Here is a 19075-nt window from a genome sequence, read left to right as displayed (position 1 = left end):
GCACTTTACAGCGCGGGGTTTTCTTTTTCATCATAAAAGTCGTTTTCGCTTAGCCAGTTTATTTAAATTGGCATCACGCGGTTACGACCGAGTTGTTTTGCTTCATAAAGCTGTTTATCGGCTTTATTGATTAAGGCTTCAGGCGTATCACCCGGCTCAAATTCTGCTACCCCAAAAGAAGCGGTAATGCTGTGAACTTGTGTGCCTGAGCGCTTATCTCTGATACGCAGCTTTTCTATCATGCGGCGTAGTGTGTCTGCATATTGGCGAGCAATTCGCAGAGATTTGTTAGGTACAATTAACGCGAATTCTTCACCACCAAAACGGTACGCACATATCCCATCTCGGCAGCTTTGTTGTAGTCGGCGGGCAATGGCTTTTAATACTGTATCGCCAAAAAGGTGCCCGTAATTGTCGTTAAATGATTTGAAATGATCGATATCAAGCATGATCAAGGTCATTGCCTGATTTGATGCAATAAGTGAAGAGAGATCTTTGTCAAATGCTCGGCGGTTGTATAGGTTTGACAAACCATCGAACAACGCATCTTGCTGTACTTCAGCCAATTGGTTTTTGAGGCGAGAAATTTCTTCACTCGCGTTAGTCAATTGGCTATTCAAAAACTTTGTTGAGTGACGAATTTCGTGTGACTCTGCGACAAGTTGACGAATCACCACCATCACTTCTTCAATGCTTAGGCTATTGTCCTCAACTTTTTCCAGTTTATTAAAGCTTTTGTCTACCATCTCAGAAAAGGAGGAAGTATCTGAAATCGTATCGCTCATTGAACTGGATACTTCATGTAGCAGAACTTCTACATTGGTTCTAAGATCTTCAAGGCTGGTTTCTGCTTTGCTGGCCACATAGTTGTTGTAAAGCTGCTTATTGGTTGCTGGCGGGCAAATACCGTAGTTTTCTAACACCGTGTCTAACTCAAAGTTGAGTTCTGGAATGGTCTTGTCAACGTAGGTATACCAAAGCGCGTAGTTGGCTGGCGTGGCAGCAACATGGTTTTTGATCATCAGTGGGACCGCTTTTTTTAAATTAGCGGTTGATTTCTTAAACTCGTCGGTCATTTCTGCGATGGTACTAGCAAAATGGGATTGGGCTTAGATTAACGGATATTAACTAATGTCGCTTTAATTTTTATCACTTTTGCATGGTTTATATAGAAAATGAGTGATTAAGATCGTGATCAATACCGTTGGATTCGAATTTTATAAAATATCAGTATGAAACATGTACAGGCATTTGGTGGTATTGCGTGTTTTGAGATATCCAGCAAATGGATTCCGTGTAAACGTTAGTAACCTAATGATCGTCAAACTCTCGTTTTCGTATAAAAGCAAGTAAATCAAAAGGCTTAACGTCAGGGTCTCCGTGAAAAGAACTCGTAGACGAAGAATTAACATCTGAGGGTGCGAATTGAAAAAGAAAATAGGACTTTATTGGTTCACGAACGACTTGCGATTGCACGACAACCCACTGTTGAAAAGCGCCAGTGTAGAAATGGACGAGTTAATTTGCTTGTATTGCTACCCTTCAATGACGCCTTACTTGCATCACTTTGCGCAGGAAGCCTCTTTCGGGCGTGCGAAATTGCAGTTTCTCGACTTATCGCTTAGTGAACTCAATCAATCTTTGAATCACCTTGGTCAGCGATTATGGGCGGTTGAACTGACGCCCGATCAAGCAATCAAGTATGCTGTTAATCGCTTCGACGTCACACATATATATGCTGACGCCTTTCCCGGTTCGGATGAGCAACAAGCGTTAGATCGCGCAGTTGAAGGCGCGTCTCATGTAAAAATAAAACAGCAAGCAATCCGGACCCTGTTAAGGGAAGAACAACTGCCATTTGACTTGAGCAATCTGCCTACGACTTTCACGCAGTTTAGAAAGCAAGTTGAAGGTTTAGACATCTCTCGGCCCCACGAGAGTATCCGTTCGTTACCTCCAATTCCTTTAGGTGTGAATCTTCCTTCCGTTACTGCATATTACTTTGACACAAAAGCTGCGTTTCATGGTGGAGAAAGCCGCGGGCTTGAACATTGTCGCCAGTATTTTGCTTCCACACTAGCCAGTGAATACAAACAAACACGCAATGGTTTAGATGGCATGGATTACTCCACCAAGTTCTCTCCTTGGCTAGCTCATGGGTGCGTTTCTCCGAAAACTATTTATGCCATGTTGAAACGTTATGAAGCGGAGAATGGTGCAAATGATTCAACCTACTGGATTTACTTCGAGCTGCTTTGGCGTGAATACTTTTATTGGTATGCCCGTCGACACAAGCGACAGCTCTTCCGATTCGGTGGCATCCAAAATCAAGCACCACTCACCAGCTTTTACGCGCACCGTTTTCAACAATGGAAGAAAGGTGAAACGCCATTTCCTATCGTCAATGCGTGTATGCACCAACTTAATGAAACCGGTTATATGTCGAATCGTGGCAGACAGTTAGTCGCCAGTTGTTTGGTGCATGAACTTGGCCTCGATTGGCGTTATGGCGCGGCGTACTTTGAGTCACAACTGGTTGATTACGATGTGGCATCAAACTGGGGAAATTGGCAATACCTAGCGGGCGTTGGTGCTGATCCGCGTGGTTCACGACAATTCAACCTCGAAAAGCAAACCGAAATGTACGATCCGCACATGGAGTTCATCGATAGGTGGCAAGGTCGTTGTCCTGGCGCGCATTTGGATAGTGTAGACATGGTCGATTGGCCGATTGTGATGGGCAGCAGTGACAAAGCTTCGTCATCGGAGAAACCGTAATGCAATTTGAAACCGTACGATTGATCTTGGGCGATCAACTTAACAGTGAGCACTCTTGGTTTCAGCAACCGGATGAGCAAGTGCTTTACCTGATTGCGGAGCTCAAGCAAGAGAATACATACGTCACGCACCATATTCAGAAAGTGTGTGCGTTCTTTTCTGCAATGGAACAGTTTGCGAAAGAGCGTCAGAGTGAAGGTCACCAAGTTCTGTACCTCACATTGGATGACACACAATCCTTCGACGATCTTGAGCAAGTCTTGCAACACTACGCGAGTGAAGTTGGTGCAAGTAAGTTTGAATATCAACGCCCGGATGAATACCGTCTGCTGGAGCAGTTAGCCAAACTAAAGCTTGATGGGGTCGTGACGCGTTGTGTCGACTCGGAACATTTTTTGTTGCCGTTTGAGGAAATAGAATCGCAGTTTCCTCAAGGCAAACACATCATGATGGAGCACTTTTACCGCCGTATGCGCAAGCGCTTCGACATCTTGATGCAAGACGGAAAGCCCGTCGGCGGAAAATGGAATTACGATGCCAATAATCGTAACAAGCTCAAAGCCAAAGACATTGAACAACTTCCACAACCTTTGATGTTCAGTGCCGACGTAAGCGACATTATTGAGCGATTGGCAAAACATGACATCAAAACTATCGGAAATCTCGAAGGAGACTTGTTGTGGCCGATCAATCGCGCGCAAAGCCTCTCTTTACTCGCGCATTTCTGCCAAGTCTGTCTGCCGTTGTTCGGCCGTTTTCAAGACGCCATGACAGGCCAGCATGATGCTAAGTGGAGCTTGTATCACAGCCGAATTTCATTCTCGCTTAACAGCAAATTGCTGCACCCGAGAGAAGTCATTGATGCTTCACTCAAGGCATTTCATTCCAACGCGGACATCGACATTTCTCAAGTTGAAGGGTTTATTCGCCAAATATTAGGATGGCGAGAGTACATTCGAGGCGTCTATTGGGCGAACATGCCTCATTACCCGAAAAAGAACGAGCTGGGCGCAGAAAGAAAGCTGCCAAACTTCTTTTGGAGTGGCGAAACCAAAATGGCCTGTATGCGCAATGCGATTGAGCAGTCCCTCGATTATGCCTACGCACACCACATCCAACGTTTGATGGTCACTGGTAACTTTTGCTTGCTAACCGAGATCGACCCAGATCAAGTGGATGAGTGGTATCTCGGTATCTATGTTGATGCGATTGAATGGGTCGAAATGCCGAACACACGTGGCATGGCATTGTTTGCGGATGGCGGCATTGTTGGCACCAAACCTTACGCGGCGAGTGGTTCTTACATCAACAAAATGAGCGACTACTGTAAAGGTTGCCATTACGACAATAAGGCGAGGAGCGGAGAAGGCTCGTGTCCGTTTAACAGCCTTTATTGGCGCTTTATGAACAAGCACGACAAGCGCCTCGCAGCCAATCCACGAATCGGGATGATTTTCCGCTCTTGGGACAACATGGAAGAACAGCAACGCCAAGCGATTCTTGATACCGCAGAGCACTACATAGAAAACGTGGAGAACTTGTGATGGAAATACTCATCGTCGGTGGCAATGGTGGAATTGGTTTGGCAGTGGTGAGAGAAGCCGCAGCTCGGTTCCCTCAAGCGCGCGTGCATGCCACTTATCGTAAGCAGCAACCAGATTGGCAACACCCAAATGTCGTTTGGCATCAAGTGGATGTATCGCAAGACGAGCAGATAAAAGCGTTCAGTGAGCAGATTGAACACGTCGATTGGTTGGTGAACTGTGTTGGTATGTTGCACACCCAAGAGAAAGGCCCTGAAAAGAATCTTAATTCGCTCGACGCAGACTTCTTTCAGCAAACCATCACGGTTAATACTTTGCCAAGTTTGCTGTTGGCGAAATACTTCACGCCCAAGCTAAAGCGCAGTACTGCACCCAAGTTTGCGACCATTTCGGCCAAAGTTGGCAGCATTAGCGATAATCAGTTAGGTGGTTGGTACAGCTATCGAGCATCGAAAGCCGCATTAAACATGTTCCTAAAAACCATGTCGATCGAATGGCAAAGAGTGGTCAAACATGGCACGGTGCTTTCACTTCACCCTGGCACCACAGATACCGCTTTGTCGGCACCTTTTCAAACCAATGTCCCAGAGGGAAAGTTGTTTACGCCAGAGCGAGTTGCTAAGGATTTATTAGGCTTGATAGAAAAAGCAACCCCGCAAGATAGCGGGGCGTTTTGGGCTTATGATGGGACGTTATTACCTTGGTAAGAGAACGCGTACAAACGTTAATACAAATGAAATAACATACTCCAGAGAGGGTCGGAGTGACCTACGTTTTCGTTGATTTATTTCTTCGGCAACGCTCAGAACAATAAACGATTTCCTCCCAATTTCGCGCCCACTTCTTTCTCCAAGAAAATGGGCGCTGACAGACCGGACAGACTTTCATGGGAAGGTTGGATTTAAAACCTTTCATCGCGCTGAATGTTCACTCCTAATTTGGTTAAAACTACTTATCAAATAGGTACAGGTAATCGCCGTAGCCTAAACTCGCCATCTTGTTCACAGGTACAAATTTCATCGCAGCAGAGTTCATACAATAGCGTAATCCCGTCGGCTTCGGACCATCTTTAAACACATGACCTAGGTGTGAATCACCAAACTTACTGCGGATCTCCGTTCTAGGGTAGAGCAGTTTATAATCGGTTTTCTCCACGATGTAAGCCGGGTTAATTGGTCGAGTAAAGCTTGGCCAACCTGTGCCAGATTTGTATTTATCAGTAGAAGAAAATAGCGGTTCACCGGTCACAATATCCACATAAATTCCCGCTTCTTTGTTGTCCCAGTATTCGTTATCAAACGGACGCTCCGTGCCTTCTTCTTGCGTCACGTAATACTGTAGCTCTGTTAAGTTTGATTTGATTTCAGACTGAGCAGGCTTACTGTACGCTTTCACTTTCGAAAGCAGCTTTTTTTCTTCAATCAACTGTCGAAGTGTTTTAGGGCTTTCTTTTCGATCTTCACCAAATACTTCGTCGAGATATTTATCGCGACCTGATGCGTAGCGGTAGTATTTGTACTTCAGGCTACTCTTCTTGTAGTAATCCTGATGGTACGATTCCGCAGGGTAGAACTTTTCAAACTCGATCAGTTCTGTTTTCAACGGTTTTGGATAGATCATCGCCTTGTCGATTTCCATCATAAACTGCTCAGCAATCTGCTTTTGCTCCGCATTAAGATAGAAGATCGCCGGGCGGTATTGGGGACCACGGTCGACGAATGAGCCTTTGTCGTCAGTCGGGTCGATATGGCGGAAGAAGTAGTCCAGCACTTGTTCGTAGTTCACGACAGCAGGATCGTACTTCACCTCAATCACTTCAATATGACCAGATTTACCAGAAGAGACTTGGCGGTAAGTCGGGTTTTCAATATGACCACCTGAATAACCTGATACAACATCGATTACGCCGGGCAGTTGCTCTAAATCCGATTCTGTACACCAGAAACAACCGCCAGCTAGCGTTGCGATTCTTGTATTCTCTGAAGCCTTCAGCTTATCCATCGTATCGGCGGTACCTGTTTTACTCAATAGTAGAAACAAGACTGGAAGTGCGAAGGAGAAACCGGCCAATAACTTAGACATATTCTTCATAGCTACCTCATCGTTATTTTTGTAGAAAGTGTTACTTAAATAAAAAGTGTTACGTATAGAGAAAGGTAACCGAGCGAAAAAATTACAGTAATGTTGAAAATTCCGTTGCCCTTTTATGCGATAGAGCTAAAGTATCGACAAGAAACACACCGCTAGTAAGGGCAACGATGCCTTGAATAAGCGATGCTAAATGAGGTAAATCATGCAAGCTGAAGTTAAATGGATAGAAGATTTTAAATTCCTTGGGCAATCTCAGTCGGGCCACTCCGTAGTGATGGATGGCAATGGTGGTGCAACCGCACCAAGCCCAATGGAAATGGTACTAATGGCTGCTGGTGGCTGTAGCTCAGTCGATGTTGTTGATGGTTTGAAAACAGCAGGCCAAAAGGTTTCGTCAGTTAATGCCAAGCTAACCACAGAGCGTCGTGAAACCGCACCGCGTATCTTTACGCAAGTGAATATCCACTTTCAAGTGTCAGGTGACGAGCTTGACCCAGAAGTCGTAGCAAACGTGGCGGCTGACTCGCTAGAAAAATACTGCTCGGTTTGCTTAATGCTAGGCGAAGGTGTTGAGATGACCCACAGTTGGGAAATTGTGTAAGTTGACAGACTCCACAAAATATAAAAACAGGAAAGAGAAAAGTCCGGGCTTTTCTCTTTTTTTATTTCGCAGTTCACGTACCTTGTGAGGAGTCTGAAAGCAGTAATTGCAGGTTGTAGGAGTCTTCCAGTGACAGAACTAGAAAAAATGATGTCTGGCCAGGTCTTTGATGGCATGGACAAAGAAATTGACGCCATTAGAAGCCATGCTCTTCAAGCACTTAGAGCACTCAATAATAACACCGACGAAAGTCAGCGCGACGAATTGCAAAAGCAGCTATTTGGCAAGGTAGGCCGTTGTATTGTCCAGGTCCCTTTTCATTGTGAATTTGGTAAGACCATCGAAATAGGTGAAGAAACCTTTATCAACATGAACGTGGTCATGCTCGATGGTGCCAAAATTACCATCGGGAACCACGTGCTCATTGGACCGAGCGTGCAATTTTATACCGCTTCTCATTCTGTTGATTACCGAAGTCGCCGACGTTGGGAAACGTTTTGTAAACCCATCACGATTGAAGATGATGTGTGGATTGGCGGAAATTCGGTCATTAACCAAGGTGTGACGATAGGTGCTCGCTCAGTAATTGCGGCGAATTCAGTCGTTAACCATGATGTGCCGCCAGATTGTCTATACGGAGGCACACCAGCGAAGTTGATTCGTCGTCTCAACGAAGAAGAGTAAGAATCGATAGTGATGGCATGATGACTCGCTTTACGGGCGTAAGAGAATCATGCCATCAGAAAGGGATAATTCGTCAAGGAGTCTAAGATGTCGAACAAGACAGAAGTCCTCATGTGCCCTACATGTGGGGTAGAAACGCATCATGTCGTGGTGTTAGTTAGAAAGAAAAGTGGCTATGAAGGCGATAAAAATCGCAACAAGAAAGAGTTCATCGCTGGCTTTCTTAAAAGTGTAGTGTTCGGCGCCTTCCTTGCTTCTATGGATGAATTTGAACGTCACTTGATCTGCGAAAACTGTGGTCATAAAACCATTCAACAGTAACTGATAGTCTTTCTTTCTCTGCATAAGTTCATAAGTGCGGTTTGAAGCACTGGTTATTCAAATCGCATTATCCTCTTTTAGTGCTTTTGCTCTTCTTATGTTCCTCTCTCAAAAGTGAGTCACATCAGTACGCATTTTAACCGCTTGGATGCAGGTAACTCACTGCTATGTATAATAAATTTTGGTGGGAAATACGTGTTTCAGCTCGATGTTTAACCTCTGTTCTATCGACACGTTTTGAGTCAGTAAACACTTAAATTTCGTTTACTTTATGTTGTACGCAGTGCAATTGTGTGAAATTAGTCACATTAATGTTTAATTTATGAAAAAATAATTAATGAATAGTAATTCACAAATATGCTGACCGTATGTGCTATTTAGTTTTGACTTATCTTTTGAATATTCACTTGGTGAATGCTTTGTTGTTTTTAGATTGACTGAAGGTTTGATTTTCTATTCAAACTTGTGAAAGGTTGAATCGATATATTAGAAAACATGAATTTGATCTTGTTTCTATCTTTTGTTTTAAATGCGAAATTCATTATTAACAACGGATGGTTTTGATGATTTCTCTTATGTGTATCCCACCAATTTTAGAAATTGAAAATTAAACTTTCTCAATACAATAACGACTAAAATTAAACGGAATGATGTTCTTATATTTTTATTGTATTTTAACTTATACATTTTGACTCATTCATTTTAACTGTTTTTGTTGATTTTAAGTTGTTGATAATAATTGCCTTTTAACTTTTGTTTTAATGACGTTGCTTTGCTGTTTCTTTAATGTTGTGGTGTGTGGCTTTATTTATAAAAAGTCATTTTAAAGTACGTTTTTAAGCAAATTAGAACGCGACAATACTCAGATAAATAGTATTAAAAAGTTAAATAAGGATTTAACCATAAGAGTAATTTTATGGTTGATAGGTTTATTGGGGTTGATTATCTGAATTTTTATGGAATTTCATCCCAATAATCTGTTTGTCTTTAAGTTTATTCTAATAAACTTAATTCTCATGGAAGTTTCAAAACATGCAGCACACAACAAAGTGGATGATGACGCCGCTTGCAATGTTGTTGGGTACGCTGTTTTCAGCGCCATCATTCGCGGTGGAAACGAGTGTAATTGATAGCACTAGCACGCCTGAATCTACACAAAATGAAGGAGATACGTCCTGTATTGTTTGTAAGTTTAGTGGGGCCGTTTACCTATCTTACGATACAAACATTTACGATAAAGACGACTACCGTTCTGTCCGCAATTTCTCGTGGGGAGGCGATCTCGTTTATTCCTTTTCGAGCGACACAAAAGCCTATTTTTCTACGGGGGGCTATCGTGCCCTAGAAGATGAAGTCGGCACCTACGCGACAGATTCGGTGTTGGGCTTGCAATACACGAACCTATATCGCTTTGGAGATACAGGGAAAATCGGCGTTGCGGGTCAGCTCACCATTCCAACTTCAGAAACATCTCGTAAAGATGAACTGCACACCGCGGTTCGTTTAGATGTGCCGATCTCTTTTTCAGCTTGGAGCGTCGATTTTTCGGTTTCGCCAAGACTGAGAAAAAATTTCCACGAATACAAAACCATGGGTGGACGCTCGCTGACTGAGTGGACTTACTCGTTGTTTGCTGTTGCGGAAAAGTCGTGGGAATCGTTCGCAGTGGGGATTACGGCGTTAGGTGGTAACAGCATCAGTTATCAAGGTACGCGCAGAAGCAGTTGGCAGTATGAGGGGGCGTTGTACGGCACATACGAGTTTGATGAAAGCTGGTCATTGCTACTCGCGGCATCATCAACGGGTTTCTATCAAGATGCAGAGCGAGGCACCTTGGGCAACATCGATTTGTTGGACCAAGAGAAAGCGTCTTACATCGTGACAGTGACTTACTCCTTCTAGGAAAATAACAACAATTAAGGATATCCAAATAATGTTTAAAAAATTGACTCTGGTGTCAGCAATAACGGCCGCACTTGCAGGCTGTGGCGCAGATGATCAGGCGTATGACTATGTCGAAAGAGATGCAAAAGAAGTCGCAGTAAAAGACCTTAAAGACGGTCGTTGGTTTTACGTTCCGACGACTGGTGCCGCGCCACGCTTTGCTCTGAACCAATTCCCATTCTTGCAAGGTTCACCTCGTTACGTTGAGCTTTGTTTTACCAAAGAAGGTCTGGAAGTTCGCAGTTACGATAAAAACTACCCAGACGCGCATCTAAGCAAAGATGCTAATAACTACTGCGGTGAAGAGAAATTTGTCGCAGACGACGACGGCGTTAACTTCGCGCAAGTGCTGACGATTCCGGGTGACTTTGCGGCGTATCGCTGTCAAGAAGACGCGCATGGTGATTGCACCAACAAAGAAGAAACCAACGAAGACGCAAGCCTAAACTACAAGAAGAAAACCCACTTCACTCCTCGTCCTGAAGATCTCGAAATTGCAGAATTCAATATGGAAGATCTGTATGGCATTACCGAAGGCATTGATGAAATTGGCGCACCACGATTGATCTCGTGGGACTTTGACCCTAAAAACGGTCTTCTCAATTTCGAACTAGAGCGCACGTTCCGTATCGATTTAGATAATATTTCTGACTACATCAACTTTGCAACGAAAGCGAGCTTGGATGAAGCGCTTGTGGATGGCGCGTTTAAATCTCGTTTCTACTACTCGTTAGTGCACGAAAGTGAAGTGGCAACCGAAGGTTACCAACCGATCTTGTACCCTGTGGGTGATGAGAACGACATTGGTTTCTTCACCACGTCGACGAAAAAGCTTAACCCAGTCACGAATAAATACGACCGTGATGTGGTTTACCTCAATCGTTTCAACCCAGATCAAGGCTCTATCAAATATTACTTGAGCGACAATTTCTTTGAAGAGAAGAACAAGTTGTTCTTGGATGCAACGCTGCAATCGATCGACAAGATGAACCAAGCGCTGAATGTATTTGGGGCGGATGCAGGCAAGCCTGAAATCGAGATTGTGAACAAAACCAAAGCGGCTGGTATTCACCCAGGTGATCTGCGTTACAACGTGATTAACCTGATTGACGAGCCTCTAGCGAACGGTCTGCTTGGCTATGGCCCGTCGGTTTCTAACCCGATGACGGGGGAAATCATCAAAGGCCACGTGAACCAATACGCAGGTGTTGCAAGAACGGGTGTGCCTTTCTATTGGGACAACTTGGCGCGTTTCTATAATCGTAATCAACTGGACTTAGATGGCTTAGATCCATTGCCAACCAGCAGCGAATCTGTGAAAACAGAAGTCGCGGATAGAATTGAAGCGCTTTCTACAATGGCGGCGATGGCGAGCCTGAAATCGGATGAAAACATTCATGCGCCGCTCGTTTCAAAAGAAGACATCGTTTCTGGAAAAGCAGCGACGAAGAGCCCAACTCAGCTAATGAAAAACTTCAATGATGACATGGAGTTTGAAAAGGTGGTTGAAGCTGAAGAGAACCGTTTGTCTTTCTGGGCAGAGAACAACGTCTATCCAATCGAAGCGTCGTGGGTTTCTTCAACCAACAAGGCCATGTTGGACAACTTGAAGTTGGATGACGAGCGTTACTTTGAGATCAAACTCGATGACGCAGGTAACGAAGTATCGCGTCAGCTTAAGCGTTGGAAATACCTACCAAAAGAGTTGCAAGTGAAAGCCGCAGATGCGATTACGGTTGCGACTTACAGCAATACGCTTGTTCACGAGCTTGGTCATAACATGGGTCTGCGCCATAACTTTAAAGGCTCAAATGACAAAGCGAACTACTACACGCTAGAGCAAGCGCATCAACTTGGTTTGAACAACATTCCTGCTTACAGTTCGACAATGGACTACGCACCAAGCATGTTGGATGAAACGCCAACTTGGGGTCTGTACGACATTGCGGCGTTTAAGTTTGGCTACGGTCGTAAAGTCGAGACGATTCAAGATTCTTCAGGTTCAGCTCCTGCGCCTGTTGCGAAACCGGCAGACAGTGCGAGCGATGAAGACAAAGCGGCATACGCTCGTTACCTCGCTGATCAGCAAGCCTACCAACAAAGCTTTGCATACAAGTTTGGCAACAATCCAGACAACACATCGCTGATGGTGTGTTCTGAAGTGAAGGCACTAACGGGGAGCGAGAAAGGCAAATCACTCTACAACTGTGACTTCAGCCGATTCGATACCGCCGCGTTGTCTGATGATCCTGAACTGAATGCGAAAACTCGTTATGGCGCACTTTACTACCTAGATAAAGTGAATGAAATTGAGCGTAAGTCTTACGATTTCTGTACCGATGGGAACGTTTCTCTAAACAGCGACTGTAACCGTTTTGACGAAGGTACAAACCTAGAAGAAATTGTTTCTTACGAGTGGCAGAACTATCTCGATAGCTATGATCGACGCAACTTGGAGTTATATGGGACGACGGGATTATTCTCGTCCGATTATCCTGGTTACTTAGTGCGCCGTTATATGGAAATGAGCGCTATCCGTGACAAGATGGAAGATCTTGAGCGCATCGATAACCTGTACACCAATCTTGGTTACACTTCGTCAACGGATAAGCCGGGTGATTTCTTATTGCGCATTGCTTCAAACCCTCAATACTGTAGCGAAGGCAAAGCCGATAACTCATGGTTCTGTGATTACGCGAATGGGGCGAAAAAATCCGCGGCGTTCTTCCTTGATATCTTGCGCACACCAGAGCATCAATGTGTGATAGAAAATGCGGCAGGCAACCAAAAAGTGATTTCTTTTGGTCAACTGTTAGACAACAACTCACACCAAATTCCGGCTGATTACGATCTTTCAACAGCCAGCTGTTTTGATGATTTGGCAGCACGCTTTATCGAAGATTCAGATGAGGGTTATATAGCTGTTGCGGAAACTGCGAATGGACGCTTCCTAAACTCAATTGGTAGCTTTGACCCTGATTATCCTTGGTCAAATGCGGTGTCTGTGTTGGGCAACTGGCCAGACAAAGCGTTGGCGAGCCACTTCTTAGCACGTCGATTCTCGAACCGTTTTACCGATGAGGTGAGCTTTGCATCGCTGCTTGATATCCCTGGGGTGCAAGCTGAATACGAAGACATCATGGGCAACATCGTGGCAAATGACGCGTTAAATACGCCAGTTAAATTGGTGGGTAAAGACGGTAAGGAATACACCAATCTAAAAGGTGTTACCGTGAACCTACACATCACTGAGCAAATGGAGTCCCTACCACCAATGCCTCGTGGTATTGCAAGATTCCTTGATATTGGTGCAGAAGGCCGCGGACGTGTTGGCGATGTCATCTTGAGAATGGGAGTGCGCCAAATGAAGTCTTACGACTACACAGTGAAGACTCGTGGTCAATCTCAGTTTGATACGTTTACGAAGCAGCAAGACCGCTACGGTATTATTGCGGGTGACAAGGTTGAGTTTGTTATCGACGGCGAGAAGTTTGTGGCAACAAAAGCAAACAAGCTGGCTTACGACTACGCAAATCAACTGGTGACGTCCAAAGGTTACGATCTAAAAACGTACCTAGATAGCTATGAGCCTGCAACACTAAACAAGGTCGCAGAGAGCATCGATAGCGCTTGGGGGCCATTCCGAACAGCGATTGTCCCAGCGTTCCACGATCCTGTATTGCTGCTGGATGCGCCAATGGTCAACGCAATGAAGCGAACCATTGATGCGGATATTGCGGCAGGTGTGCTGTCGTTCAGCCAGTCTTTCATCAACTTTACGACAGCGAATGTGACTTCGGGTGATTTGGTCATCGATGCAACTTCGGGCACATTGAGCTATAAAGGTGGTAAAGCGCACGATGAGCTGAAAGCGTTCGAAGCTTACACAGATGCGATGCTTTTGATTTACAACGATCACGCCGAAGACATGATGTTCGCGGTCGACAATGTGTACGCAGGGTACATGGCGTCTTCAGATGCTGACAAAGAACTTTGGCTGAAAGATCTCAATATGATTCAAGCGTATTTGCGTGGTGATATCGGCGCTGTGGCTGGTGATTACTACAAGATGCTTGATCGCCTACCAACTGCAGTGAGTTTCCAGTAAATAACTCTTAATTCACTCATACAAAGGCCTGCAGCAATGCAGGCCTTTTTCGTCATAGGACTGATAGAATTTAGGAGTGAAAGATGATCTGTCCGTCTTCTGTTATCACAAGTGTCGCTTTGCTTTGTTCGATAAGTTGAGCGGCATAAGAAGGAGTAACGGCCTGCATATCACCTTTAGATCGAAGAGTTAAAGACTCCCACGCTTGATCTCGATATTTCCCTGCTTGGGTGTATTGAATCAGTACTTTCATAGCTTCACGCTCCGGTGTGGTTGACGTGCTACTTAAGTTAACGATCTTAGGTTGGTTGCGCATCTGTTAAAAATGAAACATTAGTTTAACCAAATGTGCCTTTCCAAATATCGCGCATTGAGCAGAGCAATTTAGAATCCTTGTGATGGAAGGATGAAGAACACTCAATCTTTCGATTCATACTGCGCAATATAATGTTTGAGAGATTTGGTTTCCGCACTCTGAAACTCTTCATCGTGCATACGCAGTGCTTGGATACGGTCGAGGCGGAACTGGCGGTAGTCATCACGCAATTCGCACCAGGCGACCAGCGTCCAGACTTTGCCCCAAAAGAACTGGCCTAACGGTTGGATTTTTCTCTCGGTCACCTGTCCGCTTTCATCTTGGTAATCCAAACTGACCTTAAACTGATGATCAATCGCGTGGCGCAGAAGCTGCCCTCGTTTGGCAGTCTCGGATTGGGTGTGATAATCGGGCACAATCAGCGGACAATCTTCCACTTGTTGTTTGAGCTTATCGGGCAATACCGAAAGTATTTTGGTGGACGCAGAGTGAGACGCTTCGGCGAGTTCGGCATCCGACCAGGCTCGAACCATCCGCATACCCAGTTCAAGCGCCATCATCTCTTTTTCTGAGAACATCAAAGGCGGCAGATGAGAGCCAGCTTGCAACAGGTAGCCAACACCTGCTTCACCTTGAATAGGAACACCAGAACTAAGCAACGACTGAATATCGCGATAAATCGTACGTTCGCTAACTTCCATTCTTTCTGCGAGCTCTTTCGCTGTCACGGCGTAACGCTTTGCGCGCAGAAGCGTCAGTAGCTCAAACAGTCGTTCTGATTTGCTCATGATGTTCCTTATCTAGACCTACTGGTTGTTAGTGGTAGTGTGGCTGATTACTTCTCTAGCTCACTGCACATTTTTAAGTTGTGATGTTTAAGCTTGAAGCTTTCGCAGTCAATCATCGATAACAGAGGCTGAAATTCAACGGCTTGCTTAATCTGTTTTCCCGCCTGTTTTGCATCGTCCATTGAACGCCAGTAAATGATGTCTGTCCACACATCGTCCGTCGCTTCGTGACTGAGCGATCGGTACAAAAAGCCCGGCAGATTCTTCACAAACGTTTGTGACTGTTTGGCAGCAGCGATCACGTCTTGCTCTGTTGTGCCTGCGGTTAGACGAAATTGCACAGTTTCGATAACGGTTTCCATATTGTGATTCCTTATTGGTTTTGGCGGATTGCCTGTTGAGTTCCAAATAAGGTTACGCGGATGGAATGTCAGAACATGTCAGTAGTGAAATCTCACTCACTTATCATCAATATGGTTATTTTTCTGGGCTATTGTAACGATCCCAGTAAGGTAAATCTGTGCCGAGTTTTTCGCTGATAAAATCGATAAAGGCTCTTACTTTCAACGGCATGTGCTTGCGCTCAGGAAAAACCGCATAAATGGCGTGTTCTGGTAGAGAATACTCTTCCATCACCGGTTTTAGATTTCCTGCGGCAAAGTCTCTCCCTGCAATAAATGTTGGCAGCTGCGCAATGCCCGAACCTCTTAACAGCAACTGGCGAATGGCTTCGCTGTTATTGACGATAAAGTTTCCTTTTGGAAGTACCTTGTATTCGCTGCCGTTGTTGATGAACATCCATTCGACGCCGCCACGGAAATAGGAGTAGCGCAGGCAATTGTGACCGACTAAATCACTTGGTTTTTGTGGTGTTCCAAACTCCTCTAAGTAATCTGGTGAGGCACAAAGCACACTTTTACAAGGGGCGAGACGTTTTGCGATTAGATTGGAAGAGGTGAGTTCACCAATACGGATCCCCAAATCAAAACCGTCTTTAACCAGATCGACCATTTTGTCTTCGAGGTTTAAATCCACTTCAATTTTCGGGTAACGAGCGAGAAACTCGCTGATCAAAGGTGCGATATGCAGTACACCGAAAGACATCGGCACGGTAATTTTGAGCCGACCTTGTGGAGAGCCTTGCAGCTCAGATACCGCGTCTACGCCTTGCTGGGCCAGATTGAGCGCTTGAGAAGCGTACTCAAAATAGCGTTCTCCCGCTTCGGTCAGGCTCAGCTTACGCGTAGTTCGGTTAAGGAGACGAATGCCCAAATCGTCTTCTAGCTGGTTGATGCGTTTGCTGATCGCCGATTTCGTCAGATTCAGCTGTTTGGCCGCAAGGGAAAAGCTGCCGCATTCGACAACAGCAACAAAAACGGGCAGGGAGGCAATCGCGTTCACATCAATCTCCTATTATCGTGAAGCATTTATTGTTGAGCACAAGGATACAATTAATTTCCAATTATAGAGATTATCTTCAAGAAGAAAACAATCTAGACTATGCACCAGTATTACGACCTTGATTTTGGGAAGAAGAAAATGAAGTACGATTGGATCCTGTTTGACGCTGACGAAACCTTATTCCACTTTGATGCTTTCAAAGGTTTGCAGCTTATGTTTTCTCGCAAAGGCGTAGATTTTACTGAACAAGATTTTGCTCATTACCAAACCGTAAACAAACCGCTTTGGGTGGATTACCAAGACGGCAAAGTAACGGCAGATGAGCTAAAACATAAGCGTTTTACCGAGTGGGCTGAGAAGTTGAATACCACAACAGCAGATCTCAACAGCGCATTTTTAGAAGCAATGGCCGATATTTGCAGCTTGTTGCCAGGTGCAAAAGAGCTGATGGAAGCGCTGCAAGGCAAAGCTAAAATGGGCATTATCACCAACGGTTTTACAGAGTTGCAAGCGATCCGCCTTGAGCGCACAGGGATGACTGAGTACTTCGATAAAGTAGTGATCTCTGAACAAGTGGGCGTAGCAAAACCGGACTTAGGTATTTTTGAATACGCGATGCAGCAAATGGGCAACCCCTGCAAAACGCGCGTACTGATGGTGGGTGACAACCTGCATTCCGATATTCTGGGTGGTAATAATTTTGGTATTGAAACTTGCTGGTTAAATACCACAGGCGCAAGCGTCGATGAGCGTATCGCACCAAATTACACCGTTGAGTCTTTGAGTGAACTAAAGAACATTTTGGTGGCGTAACCGAATCGGGTATTATTCCGCAGTAACCCTCAGAAAAATCAAGGAATAACCATGTCAGACATCAAACAGCTAGACAGCAAAGTCGTTTACCAGAATAAGTGGATGACGGTGCGTGAGGACAAAATTTTACGTCCGAGCGGCGCAGAGGGCATCTATGGTGTGGTCGACAAACCTGATTGTGCTGCGATTCTGGCTATCGATAACGGGATGATTCACTTGGTTCAGCAGTACCGTTACACCGTAGGTCAACGTTGTTGGGAGATCCCACAAGGGGCGTGGGAATCAAACCCAGATGCGGATCATCTTGAGCTTGCCAAAGGCGAGCTGCGTGAAGAAACGGGCATGCAGGCGAGCGCAATGGCGTATGTCGGCGCGCAGTTTATCGCATACGGCTTTTTGAATCAGACATGTCACGTCTACTTCGCCACTGATTTAACGGACGTGGGCAATCAACTCGACAGTGAAGAAGAGGATTTGATCACTCGCGCTTTTTCTGTTGAGGAGTTCGAACAGATGATGATCGACGGCACGATCAAAGATTGTGTCACCATCGCCGCTTATGGTTTGGCGAAGCTGAAGAAATTCATTTAGTTATCCATGACGATTTTTTAATGAAAACAGCGGCCTAGTGCCGCTGTTTTTAGTTTGGGTGAGTTCGTTGAGCCATCGCTTACTCGTCGATTTTCTTACCTAAGATTTCCACTTGCGCTTTTTTGGTCACCCCCGCGACTTGCAGCGCTGTGCTGCCAACCGATTCATAGTTCAACTCGATCTTGTCTAATTTCGCGTTATCTTTTGTTGGTAGGCTTAAGCTTCTTGATGACATGCCTTTAGTCAGAACCCCTAAACTGTCGAACGTCTTTTCCTGACCATCTTTCATGATTACTTTAACGCTTTTCAGATCGACCGTACCTTGCGTACATTTGATTTTTATGTGGCTGAAACGAGCGTTAGCAAATGGTGACAGTGGATTGACTGTGTCGGTTTCCGATTTAAAACTGACGGTCTTATCTGCAATCTTATCCCAATCGTTGTCTCCTGCAACCGATTGGAAAGAGGCTACAGCCGCTAAAAGACAGAGTGCGATGGTGTTGAACAGTTTCATAGCTTTTCCTTACCTTAGGTTTAGATATTCTGTTTAATCAGTTCGATGACGTGTGTGACTTCGTCTTGAGTTAAAGCCCCTTCTTTCACGAATAAAATTTCGCCTTGTTTATTTTGTACGATAATCGCAGAACTTTCTTGCTGTAGATCCCAAGTTGTTGCTAATACGCCATTTTTGTCTAACACCATGGAAGACCAAGAGAATGTCTTTTTGCTGTCCTCTGCCGACGATTTTACAAATGTACCGGTTCCCCAAATGGCGTCTTCTTGGTTGATCACGGTTGTGGTCTGATACTGATCTTCAGGAAAGTGAGCGGCAGTGATTGCTGACATCAGCGGCGCGTTCATCTCTTTGGCTTTACTACGACCTGCAATGGCTTGTATCACACGGACTTTGCCTAACATCTGCTGAGTTGCCCAAGGTTTATAAGCCACATCGTCTCCTTGCAGCGTCATTTCGCCATAGGTATCAATGCTGACGGAAGGGGTGGTTTGACCGACAGAAAGGTTATGAGAGAAGGCGAATGTCGGGGCGAGTGCGAGTAAGAGTGACAGAACAGATGGAGTTTTCATTGGGGGTCC

At 45.0% G+C, this 19075-nt stretch carries 19 protein-coding genes; 10 read left to right on the top strand and 9 right to left on the bottom strand.

Annotated features, from left to right (window positions below; genetic code table 11):
• Window positions 1–62 precede the first annotated feature (62 nt).
• The gene (locus tag R7190_RS09560) at window positions 63–1076 is read right to left on the bottom strand and encodes a GGDEF domain-containing protein (protein WP_005374150.1); all 1014 of its coding nucleotides are present in this window, start codon (window positions 1074–1076) and stop codon (window positions 63–65) included.
• A gap of 349 nt (window positions 1077–1425) precedes the next feature.
• Here R7190_RS09560 and R7190_RS09555 point away from each other — a divergent pair, with 349 nt between their 5' ends.
• The 3 genes from R7190_RS09555 to R7190_RS09545 are packed head-to-tail and all read left to right on the top strand — an operon-like array spanning window position 1426 to window position 5029.
• Window positions 1426–2778 (top strand): DASH family cryptochrome, encoded by a 1353-nt coding sequence (locus tag R7190_RS09555; RefSeq protein ID WP_085569242.1) that lies wholly within the window; start codon window positions 1426–1428, stop codon window positions 2776–2778.
• Window positions 2778–4322, top strand: coding sequence for a cryptochrome/photolyase family protein (locus tag R7190_RS09550; RefSeq protein WP_186585525.1), 1545 nt, complete (start codon window positions 2778–2780; stop codon window positions 4320–4322). The genes R7190_RS09555 and R7190_RS09550 overlap by 1 nt, the downstream gene beginning before the upstream one ends.
• The gene (locus R7190_RS09545; protein WP_186585524.1) at window positions 4322–5029 is read left to right on the top strand and encodes an SDR family oxidoreductase; all 708 of its coding nucleotides are present in this window, start codon (window positions 4322–4324) and stop codon (window positions 5027–5029) included. The genes R7190_RS09550 and R7190_RS09545 overlap by 1 nt, the downstream gene beginning before the upstream one ends.
• A 61-nt stretch (window positions 5030–5090) precedes the next feature.
• Here the strand turns inward: R7190_RS09545 and R7190_RS09540 are convergent, their stop codons facing one another.
• On the bottom strand, window positions 5091–5237 hold the full coding sequence (locus tag R7190_RS09540; protein ID WP_005374142.1) for a DUF2256 domain-containing protein: 147 nt from the start codon (window positions 5235–5237) through the stop codon (window positions 5091–5093).
• Window positions 5238–5270: 33 nt separating this feature from the next.
• Window positions 5271–6413, bottom strand: a complete 1143-nt coding sequence (gene msrB, locus R7190_RS09535; protein ID WP_132936960.1) for a peptide-methionine (R)-S-oxide reductase MsrB — start codon at window positions 6411–6413, stop codon at window positions 5271–5273.
• 202 nt (window positions 6414–6615) lie between these two features.
• On the opposite strand from msrB, the gene R7190_RS09530 reads away from it, so the two are divergent.
• From R7190_RS09530 to R7190_RS09510, 5 genes are all read left to right on the top strand, one after another.
• The gene (locus R7190_RS09530; protein ID WP_186585523.1) at window positions 6616–7014 is read left to right on the top strand and encodes an OsmC family protein; all 399 of its coding nucleotides are present in this window, start codon (window positions 6616–6618) and stop codon (window positions 7012–7014) included.
• Window positions 7015–7143: 129 nt separating this feature from the next.
• Window positions 7144–7698, top strand: a complete 555-nt coding sequence (locus tag R7190_RS09525) for a sugar O-acetyltransferase (RefSeq protein WP_186585522.1) — start codon at window positions 7144–7146, stop codon at window positions 7696–7698.
• Between the two features lie 87 nt (window positions 7699–7785).
• Entirely contained in the window at window positions 7786–8019 is a 234-nt protein-coding gene (locus R7190_RS09520) for a hypothetical protein (protein ID WP_005497910.1), read from the top strand.
• Window positions 8020–9051: 1032 nt separating this feature from the next.
• Window positions 9052–9921 (top strand): hypothetical protein, encoded by an 870-nt coding sequence (locus R7190_RS09515; RefSeq protein WP_005384146.1) that lies wholly within the window; start codon window positions 9052–9054, stop codon window positions 9919–9921.
• A gap of 31 nt (window positions 9922–9952) precedes the next feature.
• Window positions 9953–14071 (top strand): M66 family metalloprotease, encoded by a 4119-nt coding sequence (locus R7190_RS09510; RefSeq protein WP_054574510.1) that lies wholly within the window; start codon window positions 9953–9955, stop codon window positions 14069–14071.
• A gap of 70 nt (window positions 14072–14141) precedes the next feature.
• Here R7190_RS09510 and R7190_RS09505 read toward each other — a convergent pair whose 3' ends face one another.
• The 4 genes from R7190_RS09505 to R7190_RS09490 form a co-directional block, all read right to left on the bottom strand.
• Window positions 14142–14324 carry a hypothetical protein gene (locus tag R7190_RS09505; RefSeq protein ID WP_186585521.1) on the bottom strand — a complete coding sequence of 61 codons (183 nt, stop codon included), beginning with the start codon at window positions 14322–14324 and terminating at the stop codon, window positions 14142–14144.
• A 164-nt stretch (window positions 14325–14488) separates the two neighbouring features.
• Window positions 14489–15175, bottom strand: coding sequence for a helix-turn-helix transcriptional regulator (locus tag R7190_RS09500; protein ID WP_005497912.1), 687 nt, complete (start codon window positions 15173–15175; stop codon window positions 14489–14491).
• Window positions 15176–15222: 47 nt separating this feature from the next.
• On the bottom strand, window positions 15223–15537 hold the full coding sequence (locus R7190_RS09495) for a hypothetical protein (protein WP_140116651.1): 315 nt from the start codon (window positions 15535–15537) through the stop codon (window positions 15223–15225).
• A 115-nt stretch (window positions 15538–15652) separates the two neighbouring features.
• The gene (locus R7190_RS09490; protein ID WP_005374110.1) at window positions 15653–16576 is read right to left on the bottom strand and encodes a LysR family transcriptional regulator; all 924 of its coding nucleotides are present in this window, start codon (window positions 16574–16576) and stop codon (window positions 15653–15655) included.
• Window positions 16577–16714: 138 nt separating this feature from the next.
• On the opposite strand from R7190_RS09490, the gene yjjG reads away from it, so the two are divergent.
• Window positions 16715–17389, top strand: coding sequence for a pyrimidine 5'-nucleotidase (yjjG, locus tag R7190_RS09485; protein ID WP_005374109.1), 675 nt, complete (start codon window positions 16715–16717; stop codon window positions 17387–17389).
• A gap of 51 nt (window positions 17390–17440) precedes the next feature.
• Window positions 17441–17980: an NUDIX domain-containing protein gene (locus tag R7190_RS09480; protein ID WP_017635078.1), complete on the top strand. Its 540-nt coding sequence runs from the start codon at window positions 17441–17443 to the stop codon at window positions 17978–17980.
• Window positions 17981–18059: 79 nt separating this feature from the next.
• Here R7190_RS09480 and R7190_RS09475 read toward each other — a convergent pair whose 3' ends face one another.
• Together R7190_RS09475 and R7190_RS09470 are read right to left on the bottom strand one after the other, a co-directional pair.
• Window positions 18060–18494 carry a hypothetical protein gene (locus R7190_RS09475; RefSeq protein ID WP_005480927.1) on the bottom strand — a complete coding sequence of 145 codons (435 nt, stop codon included), beginning with the start codon at window positions 18492–18494 and terminating at the stop codon, window positions 18060–18062.
• A gap of 20 nt (window positions 18495–18514) precedes the next feature.
• Complete coding sequence (locus R7190_RS09470; RefSeq protein WP_186585517.1) at window positions 18515–19066, bottom strand: YtfJ family protein; 552 nt, start codon at window positions 19064–19066, stop codon at window positions 18515–18517.
• Window positions 19067–19075 lie beyond the last annotated feature (9 nt).

This window comes from Vibrio sp. 1078-1 (assembly GCF_033340475.1).
This window is presented reverse-complemented; position numbering and strand designations above follow the sequence as displayed.